This window comes from Bacillus sp. FSL R5-0434 (genome assembly GCF_038004745.1).
Lineage (GTDB): Bacteria > Bacillota > Bacilli > Bacillales > Bacillaceae > Bacillus > Bacillus halotolerans.
The window spans coordinates 1,109,052-1,124,818 of sequence record NZ_JBBORV010000001.1; the positions used below are offsets into that span (position 1 = coordinate 1,109,052).

Sequence of the window (15,767 nt, forward strand, 5' to 3'; positions counted from 1 at the left end):
TGAAAGGCTGTGGTACGAATTATAAATAAATTTATTTTGTTTGTATAGTGCGAATTGTCAGAAATTTATTCTTGAGGAGCTAGAAGAGGGGACGGGCGCAAGGAGGGGAATACAGAATGATTCGAAAGACTCATGGCGAGTCCGGCGAAAATAAATAGTATGTTAACAAACTGCTTACTTGCTCCCGGATTCGCGGGTTAAAATAGCGGTGTTTTTCTTCGTAGCCATCGATGACAAATAAATAAAGCGTAAAGGCTTCATCACGCTCAGCCTCGTGGATGGCGATTTTTCTTTTCCTCAGCTCTTTTCTGACCTCAATCAGATCCTTTTGTGCTATTTTTAATGATTCGTTGATAAGTTGTATATAAGGGTGTTTCAATTTTAATGAGCTTTTCTCAATTCCGCCGAGATCGCGGTTTAAAATGGTAATGACCATAGGCAAAAAGAGAGCCCGCTCTATCAATTCATATCCTTCCGGCTGCAAATGCGGCATGGTAACTCCTTCTTTCTTAAGGGAACGTTTGTTCTTGTTATATTCTATATCGGCTGGTGAAATGTTTCAAGACAGAAAAAATCACCAAAACTTTTTAGTTTTTCGCCGAGAATGTGTAGAATAAGGATAGACAAACCCGGTGAGGAGTATAAACGTTGGAGCAATTTTTATCCTATTTGACAGAGGATCGTTTAACTGAATTATTTCAAAGCTATAGGGCTTTCGGTCCGCTTATTGCTGTGCTGCTGCCTTTAGTTGAAGCATTTCTTCCGTTTTTGCCGCTTATCGTTTTTGTAGTGGCGAATACAAATTCGTTTGGATTGTGGGAAGGCTTCATCCTGTCATGGGCCGGATCAACAGCGGGGTCCATTCTCGTGTTTTTCATTGTCCGTCATTATGGACAAAGAAGGGCTCTTGGATTCATCCGCAGGCATCCGTCTGTCAGAAAGCTTATGTTATGGGTGGAAAGACACGGTTTTGGCCCGATGTTTCTGCTGCTTTGTTTTCCATTTACACCGTCTGCCGCGGTGAATGTGGTCGCCGGTTTGTCAAGGATCGGGACGCGGCCGTTTGTTTTGGCGGCAGCTTCGGGAAAGCTCGTCATGATTTTTATGATCAGCTTCATCGGATATGATCTTCACGCGCTGATCACACAGCCGATTCGCACGGTGATTGCCGTTCTGGTGATTGCTGTCTTATGGTATGTCGGCAAAAGGGTGGAACGGCATCTGCATGTGAGAGCCAGCCAGCGTGAGCATGATGGAGGGAGACAGTAACATGAAAAAACGGTTTTGGTTTCTTGCCGGTGTCGTGTCCGTAGTTCTCGCCATTCAAGTCAAAAATGCCGTCTTTATTGATTACAAAGTAGAAGGCATCAGCATGAACCCGACTTTTCAGGAAGGGAACGAACTGTTGGTCAATAAATTTTCACATCGATTCAAAACCATCCATCGTTTTGATATTGTTTTGTTTAAAGGCCCTGATCAAAAAGTGCTGATAAAGCGAGTCATTGGATTGCCCGGTGAATCGATCAAATATAATGACGATCAGCTGTATGTGAACGGAAAACAGGTGGCTGAACCATTTTTGAAACCATTGAAATCTGTATCTGCCGGAAGCCATGTAACGGGAGATTTTTCACTGAAAGAAACGACAGGGAAAAAGACGTTATCGAAGGGGCAATATTTTGTAATCGGAGATAATCGCATATATAGCTTTGACAGCCGGCATTTCGGTCCGATCAGGGAAAAAGACATTGTCGGAGTCATTTCGGATTAGGAACTGTACACTGAGAAAAAGGCGCCATTTGAAAGGCGTCTTTTTTGTGCTGGTTGGAAAAATATGTTGCGAGATCATTTGTCACCCGATATAATTATTTTTGTTACGTGTGTAACAAAATGAAATATTTATTAACACTTATTTCTTTTTTCTTAGGGTTTTTGTTTAGTTGCTGATAAAACAAAAGGAGTGATCTCATGATGGATTACAAAACAGTTATTATCGGAGGCGGACCGGTTGGATTGATGCTGGCTTCTGAGCTGGCATTGGCAGGGGTAAAAACATGCGTGCTTGAGCGGCTTGAACAGCCAGTGCCGTATTCGAAGGCGTTGACGCTGCACCCCCGCACGCTTGAGCTTTTTGAAATGAGAGGGCTGCTTGAGCGTTTTGCGTCTCGTGGGAAAAAGATATCTTCCGGCCATTTTTCAATGCTCGATACCCGTCTTGATTTTTCCAGTCTGGATACGAGCTGTCCTTATACGCTATTGCTTCCGCAGACCGAGACTGAACAGCTGCTTGAGGAACGTGCGCGAAGCCTGGGGGCAGAGGTGTTACGGGGGGCAGAGGTGCTAACGGTAACGCAAAACGAAGAGGCAGTGCAAACCGTTTTCAAGGATCGGGAAGGCATTGTGCGGACGCTGAGCAGCCTGTTTGCCGTTGGCGCTGACGGAGCAGGGAGCGTCGTTAGGAAACAGGCGGGAATTGCGTTTCCTGGAACAGACAGCACCGTCACCGCAGCTCTTGGTGATGTGAAGCTTCTTTCTCCGCCGCCATCAGGAGTTTTGTCGCTTTGTACGACAGAGGGAGGAGTCATGATTGTTCCGCTTTCTCCTGACCGGTACCGCGTTGTGTTGATCAGCCCTTACCGCACGCAGACGCCGAAAGATGCTCCTGTCACAGAAGAGGAGCTGAAAACAGATCTCATCCGGATATGCGGAACTGATTTTGGCTTAAACGAGCCTACGTGGATGTCCCGATTCGGGAATGCCTCCCGTCAAGCGAAGGAGTATCGGAGCGGCAGACTCTTTCTTGCGGGCGATGCAGCACATATTCATTTTCCTGCTGGCGGCCAAGGGCTGAATGTCGGTCTTCAGGATGCCATGAACCTTGGATGGAAGCTTGCGGCGGCTGTCGGCGGCTCTGCACCTTCATGGCTTTTGGACAGCTATCACGCAGAGCGGCATCCGGTGGCGGAAGATCTTCTTCGGAACACAGAGGCGCAGACGCGGCTGATGGATTTCACGAAGGCCGGTCTCCATTTGCGAAGCATGGTGTCCGATATGCTTGCTTTTTCCGATGTGAATCGCTTTATAGCGGGCCAAATTTCTGCAATCGATGTCGGGTATGAAGCTGACCAAAACATGCCGCCGCATCGGTTGAACGGCAAAAGACTTCCGGATGTGGAACTGCGGCTTTCTGATGGCAGTATGGAACGCCTCTATAACTGCCTGCATAATGGGTCATACGTTTTGCTGTCACTGAAACAAGGAGCTGATAATGACCACATCCCATTTAAAGGCTTGCACACAGTGTGTGCTTCTCTTGCAGAACCTCGTGAAGAGTGGAGAGACGTGCATACTGTATTGGTTCGGCCTGATGGCCATGCCGCCTGGGCAGTCGATGCCGCAGGGCCAGATGCGGCAGAAGTGATTCAAACAGGTATCAGGCGCTGGCTGCCGATTGCCAGCCGTGTGTAACACAAATCGATTGTTTCATCTGTAACAAAACGTTATGATATAAGAAACAATTGATTAATAAAGGATGGAAGAGCCGTATGGATACAGAACATACTAAGCGATCACTTTTTGAATTATATACGGAACTCATTCATCAGCAGGAGAAATGGGAGGGGCTCATAAAAGTCTTTTTGGCTGATGAAATGAAGAAGCTGGATCAGGAGCACGGACAAAAATCTCAATTAACGATGACAGAAATTCATGTTCTTTCCTGTGTGGGGGAGCATGAGCCGATCAATGTCACTTCGATTGCCGACAAAATGAATACGACGAAAGCGACGGTGTCACGCATCAGCACAAAATTGCTTGGCGCCGGCTTCCTTCACAGAACACAGCTCAGCGATAATAAGAAGGAGGTCTACTTCCGTTTGACGCCGGCAGGGAAGAAGCTGCACAACTTGCATCAATACTATCATCAAAAGGTTGAGCAGCGTTTTCTTTCCTTTTTTGACCGTTATACAGAGGAAGAGATTCTGTTTGCGGAAAGGCTGTTCCGGGATCTGGCGACGAAATGGTATCCGTCCTCAGAAGAAATGGAAGAGGGGTTTCACAACGTTTTTAAATAAAAAACACGCACTGAGGTGGGTGTTTTTTACGTTTCTTCTTTCTTTTTCAAGATTGTAAGGTAAATCAGATTTCCTCCGGCTAAAATGATAAGCGGCAGTCCAGGGGAACTGGATGTCACCAAATTATAAATCAGCCAGATTCCTAAACATATTCCATAATATAAGTGCATTGCTTTCTCGGGGTTGTCGCGCAGCAAACTCCCTTTAAAAATCTTTTTCATCATAACGCCCCTATTAATTTTATGATTTCTCCTTTAGTTTACATGCATCTTCGGTTAATCTCAAAATTCGATCTTTGGCTTTTGATGCTTCCTCAGAATATGCTGAGGAAATTTAGGAATTATTTTTGATGGGGAGCAACAGTCTAGTATACCTTGATTTATGGATGTATCATAAAACAATTCTGTAAATACCTTTGCTTGTTACCTGAACGTATCTCGGACAGGTACAGAATCATAATCACTTCTATCATCTACTATCTCCCTTGCTAAAACACTGTTTTCTCCTGATAAAAAAGAGGACATTAAGTCCTCTTCTTACTTACGATACGCCTATTAGTATCTTTAATTTTTTTACTGTGTTTTTGAAGCTTTGCTTTCAAGTGAAATAGGGTCTTCTGTTTTAGTTCTCCTAATCTTTACAGAAATACCTACTAGAATTACCGCCATCGTTGTAAATATTCCCATGGTTAATAAGATCGTATCATGATTTAAACTCCATCCAATTAAGAAAGAGATTATCGCTCCACCGAAACTTGCCGAAGCAATAAATAAACTTGTAACTTCGTCAACGTACTTTTGAATAATGATTGATGCTAGTGTTAAAGCAATGGGAAATATGCCCGCTATACTTAGACCAATCAAAAATGTGCCACCCAATTGAAGTATTGGGTTATTTATATAAGAGAAGGCGATCAACAAAACTATTAAACAACTGCAACTAAATAGGAGGTACTTAGAAAAATCAAGCCTTCTGCTTACGAAACCAATCAGTATTCTTCCTATGATGATCCCTACCCAGAAAAAGGAGACACTGATAAGACTGATTTGTTCATTGTCTTGGTTTATCATAATTGAAGGTAAAAAGTTGGCGAAATTTGTTTCGATACCAGCATATAGAAAAGCAAAAAATACAAAAAAGCCTAATTGCTTTGATTTTTTTCTATCTCCTATAAAGTATTGAAATGCTCCTACATTTGGCAAGGCCACTTGCTGGTTAGCATTCTTAGCGTACTTTCGGTTCTTGGATAAGAAAATTAACCACCCTGCTAATAGGACGAACAAAAAGGTGAATATGCAGTAATACGGTAAAAACCAGTTATTGATATTGATGAAGGAATTAATTAATAATGGGAAAGTTAAAGCGCCTAATCCAAAGAGGACTTCCAGCTTACTCATTTTTTCTGCATTACTTTCGAAATTAGCAATAACAAAGGAACCAACTGTCGTTTCTAATGTACCTGCTCCATATCCTAAGAGAAAAGCCATTACAACAATATAATACCAATCCTTAGTGAGAAAAAAGATACTTAACGCTACAAGCATAATTGTCAAAGCTAAAGTAAGTGTCCTAAAGTGACTGTATTTCTTAATCATTAACGGTGCGATTAATACTCCGCTTAGGAATCCGGTAAACTGAAAGAAAATGATGATCGAAATATCATCTGTTGTCTTGTTAAAAGACTCTAAAAGAAATGGTGTCAAACTTCCTGTTGATATATGGATAATACCCACTGTGAAAAAGAAAGCATATCCAAATAAATATGTCCCTCTTAACATTCATTACACCCCTATATGAAAAAGCAGGAAAATAAATTCCTGCTTTTTCAGTAACTTATCTCTTCGAAATACTAGTTGACTGCTAAAACAGACATTGTTTGAGAGTTGCTATCTTTCTCAAAGAACATTTCTAATACTTCCTGAGATCTAAAACCATCGTTAAAAGAAGGGATCTCAACCCAATCTTTCTGAGTTGATGAAATCCAATTGATTAACTCGCTTCTAAAAGAATCAGCCCAACCATAAAATTCGTTTGGCGGATCGTTTAAGAGACTTTGCGGCACTGGGCAGTCTACCACGTTCAAGCCATCTATGAGCTTGTAAACGTGAGGATTGCCTGTGTGGTATTTAAACTCTTTTTTGTGTCCAACTACCTCAATGCTAAAACCGCAGTCTTCAGGTACAGAACATTTTGATGTGATGATATTTACAAATACCTTGTTCTTCAGTTGACCATAAATTTCTGCATAGTCATCTACAAGTACCTGTTTATCCTCTTTTGTTTTTACATTTGTGTTCATCTTTGCCCTTACTGATTCTGTGATGAAATCACTCTCGAACAAATACCATACCATGTCGATAAGGTGAATACCCAGATCCCCCAATGACCCGCTGGTCTTCTTACTATTAGCGTCATCTCTCCAAGTAAACTTCTTACGTCTAAGTGCACTATTTTTCTTGAAGTGTACTTTTATGGACAGTATGTTACCTAGTTCATTATTGATAATTAAGCTTTTTAAGATATTTACGTAAGACAAATATCTATAATTAAATCCCATACTAGCTCTTACGTCTAACCTTTCAGCAGTATCTTTCATAATGCTTGCTTCTTCAAGAGAAATAGCCATAGGCTTTTCACACAATACATGCTTATGTTTTGCTAATGCTTGCAAAGCATGTTCTTTATGGCAAAAGTTTGGAGATGCTACAATTAAACCTTCTGAGACATCAATTAGTTCATCTACATTTTCATATGTCTTCCCACCGAAAGTTTTAACAAAGCTTTCCGCATTTTGTTGATTTATGTCATACACCCCTACTAACTCTGCATTTTTAATTGTAGATAAAGCAGTTGCGTGCGCTCTTGCAATACCACCTGCACCTATGATACCAATCTTCTTCATACTCTATTTCCTCCTCATGATCCAATTAATTTTTTCAAGGTATTGGTAATTCCTTTTGAGTACTCACTATCGGTTATCAATTGATGCAGATTTTTGGCTTCTTGTGTTGCATTTTTAAGTAGATATCCATTTCCTACTGCCTGTAACATACGAACATCATTTCCGCTATCTCCAAATGCGATAGCTTTTTCAGTATTTAGGTTGTATTTCTCTAACATAAACTTTACAATTTCATTCTTTCCTGTTCCCATGGGTATAAAATCTACATCATAGCTGTCTTCTGGATCACCTGCTAAGGGATTGCAACGATTTATATTAACTGAAACTCCGTATTCCTCGCAGATCTTTTCAATTGCTAATAGGTTTTTCTTGTCGTTTATTTCATCTTGTTCCTGATAATAAAAATTATGCTTATACCGTGACGTTCCTAATTGAGTTTGCGGATTCAAAAGAATGTTATGATTTTCATGTAACTGTTTTACAAGTATCTCAATCTTTTCTTTACTAAACTCTTCATTTATACGACTGTTCCACTCATTATCTTGCTGTCCGAAATTATGCTCTGAAAAGTACGTAATTTCAGTTCCAAGATCACTAGCTATAAAATGCGGGAAATATCTAAATTTTCCTCGTCCCATTTTATCCAGAATAGATTCTATACTGCTCCCGGTAACCCATCCGATGAGTAGTTCCCCATCTTTACTTTTTTGTTCTAGATAATCTTCGAGTTCATATATGTCTCGTTGTTTTTGTTCATCGATTGTATGCGGAAAATACGTTTCATCAAAATCACAAAAAACAATATACTTAGGATGGTCAACCTTGGATAACGTTTTATACTCTGACTTCTTGCTTAATAACATGAAACAGACCCTCCACTACTCTGTCTTGTTCTTCTAAAGTAAATGACGGATATAATGGCAAATGCAGTACCTGGCTATGAGCTTTTTCCGTATGGACCAATTGGAGTTTTGTATACTTGTCCTGTACTAAAGGAGTTTTTTGCATATGAGACAGGATTGGATAATATACATCTGTTTGAACACCAAACTCTTCATTTAATTTCGTCATGATATTTGTCCTATCTTCTGTTCTTACCTTAATAGGAAACAGATGCCACACATGATCTTCACTTAATTCCGGTAATTCAATAAGACCTTTATTCTGTAATTCTGCTAATTGAGTAATGTATCTATCCGCCAAAAACAGTCTTTTGAAGTTGTTTAATGAAAGATACTTCATTCTCTCTAAACCAATAGCTGCTTGTAAATTGTCCATTTTTGAGTTAAGTCCAAAATCGATGACTTTCTTATTTTTCACATTTACTTCAAAACCATGATAACTAAATTGAATGCATTTTTTAGCGAGTTCTTCATTATCAGTTGCTATTGCTCCAGCCTTACCACATACACCAAAATTCTTATATGGATTAAAACTTAATGTAGTGATGTCTGCATCCTTTCCTAAGTCTGTCAGTCCAATTCCTTGGCAAGCATCCTCAATTACTTTCAATTGATAACGATTGGCTATTTGACGGATATGCTTCATTTCTGAATGTTTTCCGTATAAATGCACAGGCAGAATAAATTTTGTATAAGGAGTTATTGCTTCCTCGATTTTGTTAGGATCGATGCAGAATGTTTGCGGGTTAATATCTACATAGACAGGAACGCCTCCCAAAGCTAACACAGCATTTTCAGTAGCTGCAAAGCTATTAGCTGGCATGATCACTTCATCCCCACGATTTAACCCTAAAGCCAATAATCCTATCATAATAGCATCCGTTCCACTGCTAGTTGCAATTACATACCTTTTATGTAAATATGTAGATAAAACATCTTCGAATTGCTCTAAATAGGAACCACTCGTAAATTTTCCAGTTGGCAAAACTGCAGTTAATGTATTTAAGATATCATCCACTTCATCATTGGTTATTAATCTGTCTACAGGCATAAAAGGGACTTTACTGATTTCACGATTTTTTTGGTAGTTGAAAAGGTCGTTTTCAATATCTGTATTTTCTTTTAATACTTGTTTCCACCGCTCGTTTGCAATACTGTCTTCAATAACAAGTTCTTTTCCTTGCATGTCACCTTTTAAGTGTTTTAGCAATAACATGTTTTCTTTACTTTTACCTGAAACTCTAACCTGTTTTTGCATGAACAGTACCTCCAATGATTTTTATAATCTGGAAAATTTGATACAAATTTATCCTAATTTCTGAAACCGATAACATGTCAATAACTTTTTTGAGGAAGGGAAAATATGCCTACAATTGATGAAATAGCAAAATTGTGCAATGTGTCTAAAACCACAGTATCAAGAGTATTGAATAATCATCCTTATGTATCAAAAGAAAAAAGAGATATGATCTTAGAGGCTATTAACGATCTTGACTACACTCCCAATTATTTAGCTCGGAATTTTAGGAGAAATAAGACACAAACGATAGCTTTATCGGTTCCGAGTATCGACCATCCATTTTTTGCTCAATTAATAAAAGGGGTCTCTCATGAAGCGCTGTTTAAGAATTACAAGGTCATTGTATTTCAAACCTTTTATGACCAACAGACAGAGCTGGAATTATTAGAGTTATTGAAACATAAAGAAGTTGATGGCATTATTCTTGGAACTTTAGAAAATGAATGGGATAAGATATCCCCTTTCTTAAAGTATGGTCCTATCTTATTGTGTAATGAATATCATCACTCAGCGGACATAACGATCATTGGGTATGATGAATTTGAAGCCGCATACATGGGGGTAGCACATTTAATTGAAAGAGGACATAAAAAAATTGGATTTTGTTTTGATACTCCATATAGCGAAGCTCAATGTCAGAGGAGAGAGGGTTACTTGAAAGCTTTACAAGATTACAATTTACATCATAGAAACGAATGGATATTCGGCGAATTGTTTAATATCGAGGATGGCTTTCGTGTTTTTCATAAGATAAAGGATCTAAAGGACAGACCCTCAGCAATATTTACAGGAAATGATCAAGTCGCCGCAGGGATTATTAAACAGGCGATAAAAAATGGCTTTAAAGTTCCAGAAGACTTAGCTGTAATTGGTTTTGACAACCATTCGATTTGCCAAGTCGTTACTCCGACCATAACAACAATTGATATTCCCATAATAGAATTAGGTCAACAGGCTGTGTTGAAAATAATCGAGTATATTTCGGGGAACACTTCTTTAAACAGAAAAATTATTAAACTGCCAACAAATCTTATTATAAGAGAATCAACGTAACTAGAGATTTTCACTTCCTTATCATTTTATCACTTTGTATAGAAAAAAGAGGTTATCATATATAACCTCTTTTTCAATCAGGAAATTTCACTTTCCTGCCTCATTTTGAAGTCTCCATACTCTGCAGAATAGAGTCGCTCCTGCCCTTTTCTTCCTAAGTATTCCTTTTTTTAACTAGGCATTGCTGCCGCTTATCGAACTCTCTTTGCCTTTTTTTTCACCATGAAGATGGTGAAGCAGACGATAAAACGGCGGCAAGAGGGCGATGACAAGGATGACGCGTATGACCTGAACCGCAACGACAAAGGTGGAATCGGCATGCAATGTAACAGACGTGGTCGCCATTTCTGCAATGCCGCCGGGTGCAAATGCCAAAACAGAGGTGATCAGCGAAATCCCTGTCAGTTTGGAAACGATCACCGCGCTTAAAAGCATAGCGGCAATTAAGCCGACTGATGAAATGAAACCGACGATCATGATACGTGTAACGCCGGCAAACATGCTTTTGTACATCTTAGAACCGATTGTAGCCCCCAGAAATATCTGCGAAAGATGGTTGGCCTGTGACGGCCACCATGCAAGCATGTCATGGCCTGTTATTGAAGCGCCGCCTATGTGCACGGCCGCTACACCGAGCATACTGCCGAGCAGCCACGGAGCGGGAAATTTTAAATATTTTGCCGCTTTACAAGCTCCCCAGGCAATGAAAATGAGAACGCCGGTCCACAGTACGGGAGCGAGCCCGATTTCTGTCGTAGCAGCGGATACCGTTTGTGTTGCGGCACTTGCAGGGCCATCTTGTTTAGCGTAAATCAGGATAACCAAAAACGGAATAGACAGGACCACGAGCAGCACCCGCATCATTTGAACGAGACTGACAATAGCGGTATTGGCACCGACCTCCTGAGCAATACTCGGCATGGCGGACAGTCCGCCGGGAGCCGTGCCGACAAAGCTGGTCATCATATCCGTTTTGCTGAAACGCCAAAGCACATAGCCTGACAGCATGGCAAGAAGTATCGATAAAATCAGCATGATGCCGACCGAAAACCAATGATCTTTGAGGACAGACAGAACGGATAGGTTCAGCTTTTGGCCCAATTCAATGCCGAGGATCATCTGCCCGAGAGCGAGCCACCGGCGGTTAATTCCTTTTTGGTCTGGCGCCATCATCAGCCAAGCCGGCCGTATCATAGCAAGACAGCAGGCGACAATCAGCGTTCCGATCATCCATCCGATCGATATTCCGGTTAACGAAAGAATAAACCCCCCGGCTGCACTGATTGCGATAAACCATAGATCTGTGAGGAGATTTTTGTCTTTCTTCAATATAAAACCCTTCTTCCTATAAACTTACAGCTCCAATTGTTCATGTAGTGAATGTATGATTACTATAGTATATTTTTGTTGATAAAGAAATTATGAATTTTTTTCTGTCAGCCATTGATTTTTCTTATGACCTTATATTCAATCCTCTCCATGATATGAGACTGCAAGAAACCGGCGGCGAGAAGACACACGGAAAGAGTGTAAAACATGATTTCTCCGCCAAACGAAGTCAGGATCAGTCCGCCGGCCAGCGGTCCGATTGACCGTGAAATATCCCAATGCAAGCCGTATATCGCATAGAAACGGCCGAGCATATGCGGCGGCGCCAGCCGGGAAATAAAGGTTTGGATATGAGTGAGTCCGATGCTTTCTCCAACCGTCATCACGGCAGCAGTCAGCATAAGCAGCGTTAAAGATGTTGAGAATGCAAAGCCGGCGGCCGCAAGTGAGTAGCTAATATAGGTAATGAGAAGAATCGTTTTCATCGATAACTTTTCTGTCCATTTTACTAGAGGTACTTGAAGAACAAAGCTTAATAAAGCTTTTGCTGCCGAATAGATTGCCAGCATGGACAGGTAATCAGAAAACATACTTTTGCTGAACAGCCTGTATGTCGTTTCTGTTTGCGCGTATAACATGCTGATTGGGAGAGAAAGCAGCAAAAGGATCAAAACAGGCCGATATCTTGTGAAACGCGCGGATAATGCTGCGGGATGATCGGCTTTTAGCGGCTTTGTTTCTGGTAATTTAAAGGCGGCGATAAGAAAATAAATGAACAGCGCCGCGGCATCTAATGCAAATATCCAAACGGGATCATGAGCGTACAGCAGCAGCCCAAGCAGCGGACCTGCCGTCAAGCCTGCTGAGTAGATGGCATTGATGACGGCAAAAACTTCCGAACGTCTGCTTTCCGGCGTGCTTTCGGCGATCTGTGCGCGTGATGCAGGAATGTACAGGGATCTGCCGATGCCGTTGAGGATATAAAGGAAAGCGAAAAAATACGCATCATGAGCAAAAACAAAACCCGCCATTGCCGCTGTTTGCAGAAGCAGGGCAGTCAGGATCGCTGTTCGCCGTCCGAGCTGATCTGTCACACGTCCCGCTATGAGTGTCAGGCAAATATCAGCGAAGGGCTGAAGACTGATGATAAGCATGGGAAGCATCACGCTTCCGTTTAATTGCTCATGCAGATACAGCACCATAAACGGCCCCATCATGGCCCCTGTCAGGCTTGTGAGCATTTCGCCGAAAAATCGGAGCCAAACGGGTGCTGTGTAGCGGGATTTAATTGATTGGAAGAGGATAAACATATGATTTCCGCCTTTCGCTGTTTGATATAGTAGTAGTGTATAGAAGGGGCGGCGGGCCAAAAAGAGAAGAAAATAAGAGAAAAAGATTCCCCTTTTTTGTCAGGAGGTGCAGGGATTGAAGCTGATTGACCACTATGTGGCGCTCGCAAAAGCTGAGAGCGGCGAACCGGGACAGATGAAGGAAATGCCGCTCAGTGAGATTGCGGCTTGTTTATATTGTACAGAGCGAAATGCGAAGCTGATTTTACATAAGATGGAGAGCAAAAAGTGGATCATTCGCGAAAGCGGATCGGGGCGCGGCCATAAATCAAAAATCGCTTTTCTCCGTCAGCCGGAAGATTTGCTGCTTCAAACTGCCAAGGAATATACAACAGCCGGTAAACTTGAAAAAGCAAAAGAACTGCTTGACCATTATCAGCCGGCATTTCCGGGGATTCAAAATATGTATGACTTGTGGTTTTCTGAGGTGTTCGGTTTTGTAACAGAAACCGGACAGGATGGTGAACAGGATGTGCTGCGCTTGTTTATAGCCCCAGCAGCGGTAAGCAGTTTTGATCCGTGCAGGATCTTTCTGCGATCAGAGGGCCATTTTGTCAAGCAGATTTATGATACACTGCTCCGGTTTGATCGGGAAAAGAGAGAGCCGCAGCCGCATTTAATCCACGGATGGAATAAGGCGGGGGAAAAACGCTGGCGATTTTTTCTTCGGAAAGGCGTTTCTTTTCATAATGGAAAGCCATTGACGTCAAGGGATGTTGTATTTACGTTTCAGCGTTTTATGGATCATGATGAAAATCCATATAAATGGCTGCTGAAAGGTGTTGAACGGATTTCAGAGAAAGGGCCTTTTTGTGTGGACATTGAGCTCGATCAGCCGAATGAGCTTTTGCCATATATTCTTTGTGATGAACGGCTGTCTATCCTGCCGGCAGAAATGAACGGCGGGGTGAATGGGACGGGACCTTTTTGCCTTGTTCAGCATGACGAACACATGCTCATTCTTCAAGCCAACGAGCGTTATTTTAAGGGCCGGGCATTCTTAGATCGTATTGAGTTTGTGTTTACTGAGCAAGCAGATGATATGTACGGATTTACCCTTCGAGAAAAACAGAAACCTCCTGAGCGGCAAACTGTTTTTGAAGAACGGCATGTTCAATACTTGTCACTAAACCTTAGAAAGATAGGACCGCTTCAGCATCCAAGCTTGAGAAAAGCCCTTCGGCTGCTGATTTCATCTGAACAGCTCGTTCGTGAGGCGGGAGGAAACAGAAGCATTCCGGTATCATCTTTTTTCCACCCCGGCGCCTTTTGACTGGGGAGATGCTTCCCCTGCGGAATTAATGAAAAAAAGCGGATATGCGGGGGAAACGCTGTCACTGTTTACCTTTTCTGAAACGGATCATCGCGAGGACGCAGCGTGGATTCAAGAGGTTTGTGAACGGAACGGTATTAGGCTTGACCTGGAATTTTGTGCTGCTGCCGATTTGCGCCGCCCGGAAATCGTACAAATGGCTGACATCATTCATGACAGCGCAACGTTTTATGAAGAAAGCGAGTTTGGTTTTTTGCATTTGCTGCTTTCGGAGAACAGCTTTTTGCATCAGCATCTTTCAGATGAACAGAAACGGACATTTTCAGAAATGATAGAACGGTTTTTTTCATTGCCCGACCGGCCTTCCAGAATGAATATAGTAAAACAAATTGACCGTCAGCTTATAGGCGATTTCAGCGCGATTCCGCTGTATCAAAATGTGCTTGAGGTTGCATCGAGTGAAACTGTTGAGGGTCTGATGCTGGATGAAGAGGGGTGGATTGATTTTTACTCTGTATGGCTGTCAAAAGAGTGAAGAGGGCTCTCATTTGACCCCTCTCATGCTTCGTTACGCAGTCATTTTGCGGCAGTGATCGGCGCATGCAAAGCAAGACGTCGCGCACGCTTGGCAATGATCATGATCATGCTTTTCGCATTCAGTGCCGCAGGCTTCACAAATATCGGCGCAAAGTGCGCAAATTTCTTTCATAAAGGGGCTGTCCGTTTGCATGGCTTTCACTGCCAGCGCGCAAATATCCGCACATTCCCTGTCAAGCCGGATGCAGCCGCTCAGATCGTGGTGCGCACTTTCTTCTAAACATTTTGTAAAACAATGGTTGCAAGCTTCCATACATTCGATACAAGCTTCAATGGTTTGCTGCATGCTTGATTCCCCCTCATATGTTCGTGTATGATGTTATGTTTCCCGGCTGAGGTTAAGAAAAACAGTGGAGTGTGTTTTAGGGGGAGAGGGTGTAAATATAATCTGATCGTGTCTATCAAAATCGTGTGCTAGCGATCCATCAAATAGTATAAAAACCAGACAGCATGGTTTTGTTCATCTCGTGCGGCGCGCGTAAAGATACCCTTTGCCTTTACATTTGAGGTTTCCTCAGCTGCGCGTAAGTAAAAGTCAACGGTTTTTTGTTCATCTTTAAAAGCGGCATCAAGTCCTCTTGTAAAAGTGTCCGGGCATTTCTCTGTTTGTTTCGGCATGATATGTTTGCCTGTAATGGCTCCGTATAATGAGGAGAAATCACGGAGATGGCGGATCTCATCGCGCCTGATTTCTTCAATTTGTTTTCTGACATCGGCAGGGTGGGCAAGTTCAGCAAGCCTGCGGTAGCATTGAACCGCGCTGAATTCTCCGTTGATGGCTTTCTGGAGATTTTGAATCAAAACAGGGTCTTCCCGGTATTGCGCTGGATAAGGAAAATAGCTGTAATACAAGGGGGTTCAACTCCATTCTTAAGGAATTGGGCTTCTGTAAAAGTATATGTGAGGCCAGAAAACATGTGCGGAGAAATTCACTTCTCATAAGTGAAAAGGCCGTTTTTACCAATAGATCAGATTGGTCATTTTCGTCA

At 41.9% G+C, this 15,767-nt stretch carries 15 protein-coding genes and 1 pseudogene; 6 read left to right on the plus strand and 10 right to left on the minus strand.

The window, feature by feature from the left end; all coding sequences use genetic code 11:
* Window positions 1-130 precede the first annotated feature (130 nt).
* Window positions 131-493 (minus strand): hypothetical protein, encoded by a 363-nt coding sequence (locus tag NYE43_RS05700; protein ID WP_024120822.1) that lies wholly within the window; start codon window positions 491-493, stop codon window positions 131-133.
* Window positions 494-648: 155 nt separating this feature from the next.
* On the opposite strand from NYE43_RS05700, the gene NYE43_RS05705 reads away from it, so the two are divergent.
* From NYE43_RS05705 to NYE43_RS05720, 4 genes are all read left to right on the plus strand, one after another.
* Window positions 649-1,269: a TVP38/TMEM64 family protein gene (locus NYE43_RS05705; protein WP_024120823.1), complete on the plus strand. Its 621-nt coding sequence runs from the start codon at window positions 649-651 to the stop codon at window positions 1,267-1,269.
* A gap of 1 nt (window position 1,270) precedes the next feature.
* The gene (gene lepB / locus NYE43_RS05710; protein ID WP_024120824.1) at window positions 1,271-1,771 is read left to right on the plus strand and encodes a signal peptidase I; all 501 of its coding nucleotides are present in this window, start codon (window positions 1,271-1,273) and stop codon (window positions 1,769-1,771) included.
* Between the two features lie 197 nt (window positions 1,772-1,968).
* Window positions 1,969-3,468: a monooxygenase gene (locus NYE43_RS05715; RefSeq protein ID WP_339236486.1), complete on the plus strand. Its 1,500-nt coding sequence runs from the start codon at window positions 1,969-1,971 to the stop codon at window positions 3,466-3,468.
* A gap of 77 nt (window positions 3,469-3,545) precedes the next feature.
* Window positions 3,546-4,073 (plus strand): MarR family transcriptional regulator, encoded by a 528-nt coding sequence (locus NYE43_RS05720; protein ID WP_339236489.1) that lies wholly within the window; start codon window positions 3,546-3,548, stop codon window positions 4,071-4,073.
* A 26-nt stretch (window positions 4,074-4,099) separates the two neighbouring features.
* On the opposite strand, the gene NYE43_RS05725 is transcribed toward NYE43_RS05720, so the two are convergent.
* The 5 genes from NYE43_RS05725 to NYE43_RS05745 form a co-directional block, all read right to left on the minus strand.
* On the minus strand, window positions 4,100-4,297 hold the full coding sequence (locus tag NYE43_RS05725; protein WP_032731040.1) for a hypothetical protein: 198 nt from the start codon (window positions 4,295-4,297) through the stop codon (window positions 4,100-4,102).
* 348 nt (window positions 4,298-4,645) lie between these two features.
* Complete coding sequence (gene glcP / locus NYE43_RS05730) at window positions 4,646-5,851, minus strand: glucose/mannose transporter GlcP (protein WP_103672334.1); 1,206 nt, start codon at window positions 5,849-5,851, stop codon at window positions 4,646-4,648.
* A 71-nt stretch (window positions 5,852-5,922) separates the two neighbouring features.
* Complete coding sequence (gene ntdC, locus NYE43_RS05735; RefSeq protein ID WP_024120829.1) at window positions 5,923-6,975, minus strand: glucose-6-phosphate 3-dehydrogenase NdtC; 1,053 nt, start codon at window positions 6,973-6,975, stop codon at window positions 5,923-5,925.
* Between the two features lie 14 nt (window positions 6,976-6,989).
* Window positions 6,990-7,838 carry a kanosamine-6-phosphate phosphatase gene (ntdB, locus tag NYE43_RS05740; RefSeq protein WP_024120830.1) on the minus strand — a complete coding sequence of 283 codons (849 nt, stop codon included), beginning with the start codon at window positions 7,836-7,838 and terminating at the stop codon, window positions 6,990-6,992.
* Complete coding sequence (locus NYE43_RS05745; RefSeq protein ID WP_213418489.1) at window positions 7,810-9,135, minus strand: DegT/DnrJ/EryC1/StrS family aminotransferase; 1,326 nt, start codon at window positions 9,133-9,135, stop codon at window positions 7,810-7,812. Before NYE43_RS05745 ends, ntdB begins: the two co-directional genes overlap by 29 nt.
* A 105-nt stretch (window positions 9,136-9,240) precedes the next feature.
* Here NYE43_RS05745 and ntdR point away from each other — a divergent pair, with 105 nt between their 5' ends.
* Window positions 9,241-10,230, plus strand: a complete 990-nt coding sequence (ntdR, locus tag NYE43_RS05750; protein ID WP_095713678.1) for an NTD biosynthesis operon transcriptional regulator NtdR — start codon at window positions 9,241-9,243, stop codon at window positions 10,228-10,230.
* Between the two features lie 174 nt (window positions 10,231-10,404).
* Here ntdR and NYE43_RS05755 read toward each other — a convergent pair whose 3' ends face one another.
* Window positions 10,405-11,559, minus strand: a complete 1,155-nt coding sequence (locus NYE43_RS05755; RefSeq protein ID WP_101863817.1) for an AbrB family transcriptional regulator — start codon at window positions 11,557-11,559, stop codon at window positions 10,405-10,407.
* Window positions 11,560-11,666: 107 nt separating this feature from the next.
* On the minus strand, window positions 11,667-12,869 hold the full coding sequence (locus tag NYE43_RS05760) for an MDR family MFS transporter (protein ID WP_024120834.1): 1,203 nt from the start codon (window positions 12,867-12,869) through the stop codon (window positions 11,667-11,669).
* Between the two features lie 115 nt (window positions 12,870-12,984).
* On the opposite strand from NYE43_RS05760, the pseudogene NYE43_RS05765 reads away from it, so the two are divergent.
* A pseudogene (locus tag NYE43_RS05765) lies at window positions 12,985-14,716 on the plus strand (ABC transporter substrate-binding protein).
* Between the two features lie 33 nt (window positions 14,717-14,749).
* Here the strand turns inward: NYE43_RS05765 and NYE43_RS05770 are convergent.
* Together NYE43_RS05770 and NYE43_RS05775 are read right to left on the minus strand one after the other, a co-directional pair.
* The gene (locus tag NYE43_RS05770) at window positions 14,750-15,064 is read right to left on the minus strand and encodes a four-helix bundle copper-binding protein (RefSeq protein ID WP_341061235.1); all 315 of its coding nucleotides are present in this window, start codon (window positions 15,062-15,064) and stop codon (window positions 14,750-14,752) included.
* A 128-nt stretch (window positions 15,065-15,192) separates the two neighbouring features.
* Window positions 15,193-15,630, minus strand: coding sequence for a ferritin family protein (locus tag NYE43_RS05775; RefSeq protein ID WP_024120837.1), 438 nt, complete (start codon window positions 15,628-15,630; stop codon window positions 15,193-15,195).
* Between the last annotated feature and the right edge of the window lie 137 nt (window positions 15,631-15,767).

What these genes read in the sequence shown, in the direction of transcription:
- NYE43_RS05700 (WP_024120822.1), bottom strand. Translation starts at nt 493, where the DNA reads ATGCCGCATTTGCAGCCGGAAGGATATGAATTGATAGAGCGGGCTCTC.
- lepB (WP_024120824.1), top strand. Translation starts at nt 1,271, where the DNA reads ATGAAAAAACGGTTTTGGTTTCTTGCCGGTGTCGTGTCCGTAGTTCTC.
- NYE43_RS05715 (WP_339236486.1), top strand. Translation starts at nt 1,969, where the DNA reads ATGATGGATTACAAAACAGTTATTATCGGAGGCGGACCGGTTGGATTG.
- NYE43_RS05720 (WP_339236489.1), top strand. Translation starts at nt 3,546, where the DNA reads ATGGATACAGAACATACTAAGCGATCACTTTTTGAATTATATACGGAA.
- NYE43_RS05725 (WP_032731040.1), bottom strand. Translation starts at nt 4,297, where the DNA reads ATGATGAAAAAGATTTTTAAAGGGAGTTTGCTGCGCGACAACCCCGAG.
- glcP (WP_103672334.1), bottom strand. Translation starts at nt 5,851, where the DNA reads ATGTTAAGAGGGACATATTTATTTGGATATGCTTTCTTTTTCACAGTG.
- ntdC (WP_024120829.1), bottom strand. Translation starts at nt 6,975, where the DNA reads ATGAAGAAGATTGGTATCATAGGTGCAGGTGGTATTGCAAGAGCGCAC.
- ntdB (WP_024120830.1), bottom strand. Translation starts at nt 7,838, where the DNA reads ATGTTATTAAGCAAGAAGTCAGAGTATAAAACGTTATCCAAGGTTGAC.
- NYE43_RS05745 (WP_213418489.1), bottom strand. Translation starts at nt 9,135, where the DNA reads ATGCAAAAACAGGTTAGAGTTTCAGGTAAAAGTAAAGAAAACATGTTA.
- ntdR (WP_095713678.1), top strand. Translation starts at nt 9,241, where the DNA reads ATGCCTACAATTGATGAAATAGCAAAATTGTGCAATGTGTCTAAAACC.
- NYE43_RS05760 (WP_024120834.1), bottom strand. Translation starts at nt 12,869, where the DNA reads ATGTTTATCCTCTTCCAATCAATTAAATCCCGCTACACAGCACCCGTT.
- NYE43_RS05770 (WP_341061235.1), bottom strand. Translation starts at nt 15,064, where the DNA reads ATGCAGCAAACCATTGAAGCTTGTATCGAATGTATGGAAGCTTGCAAC.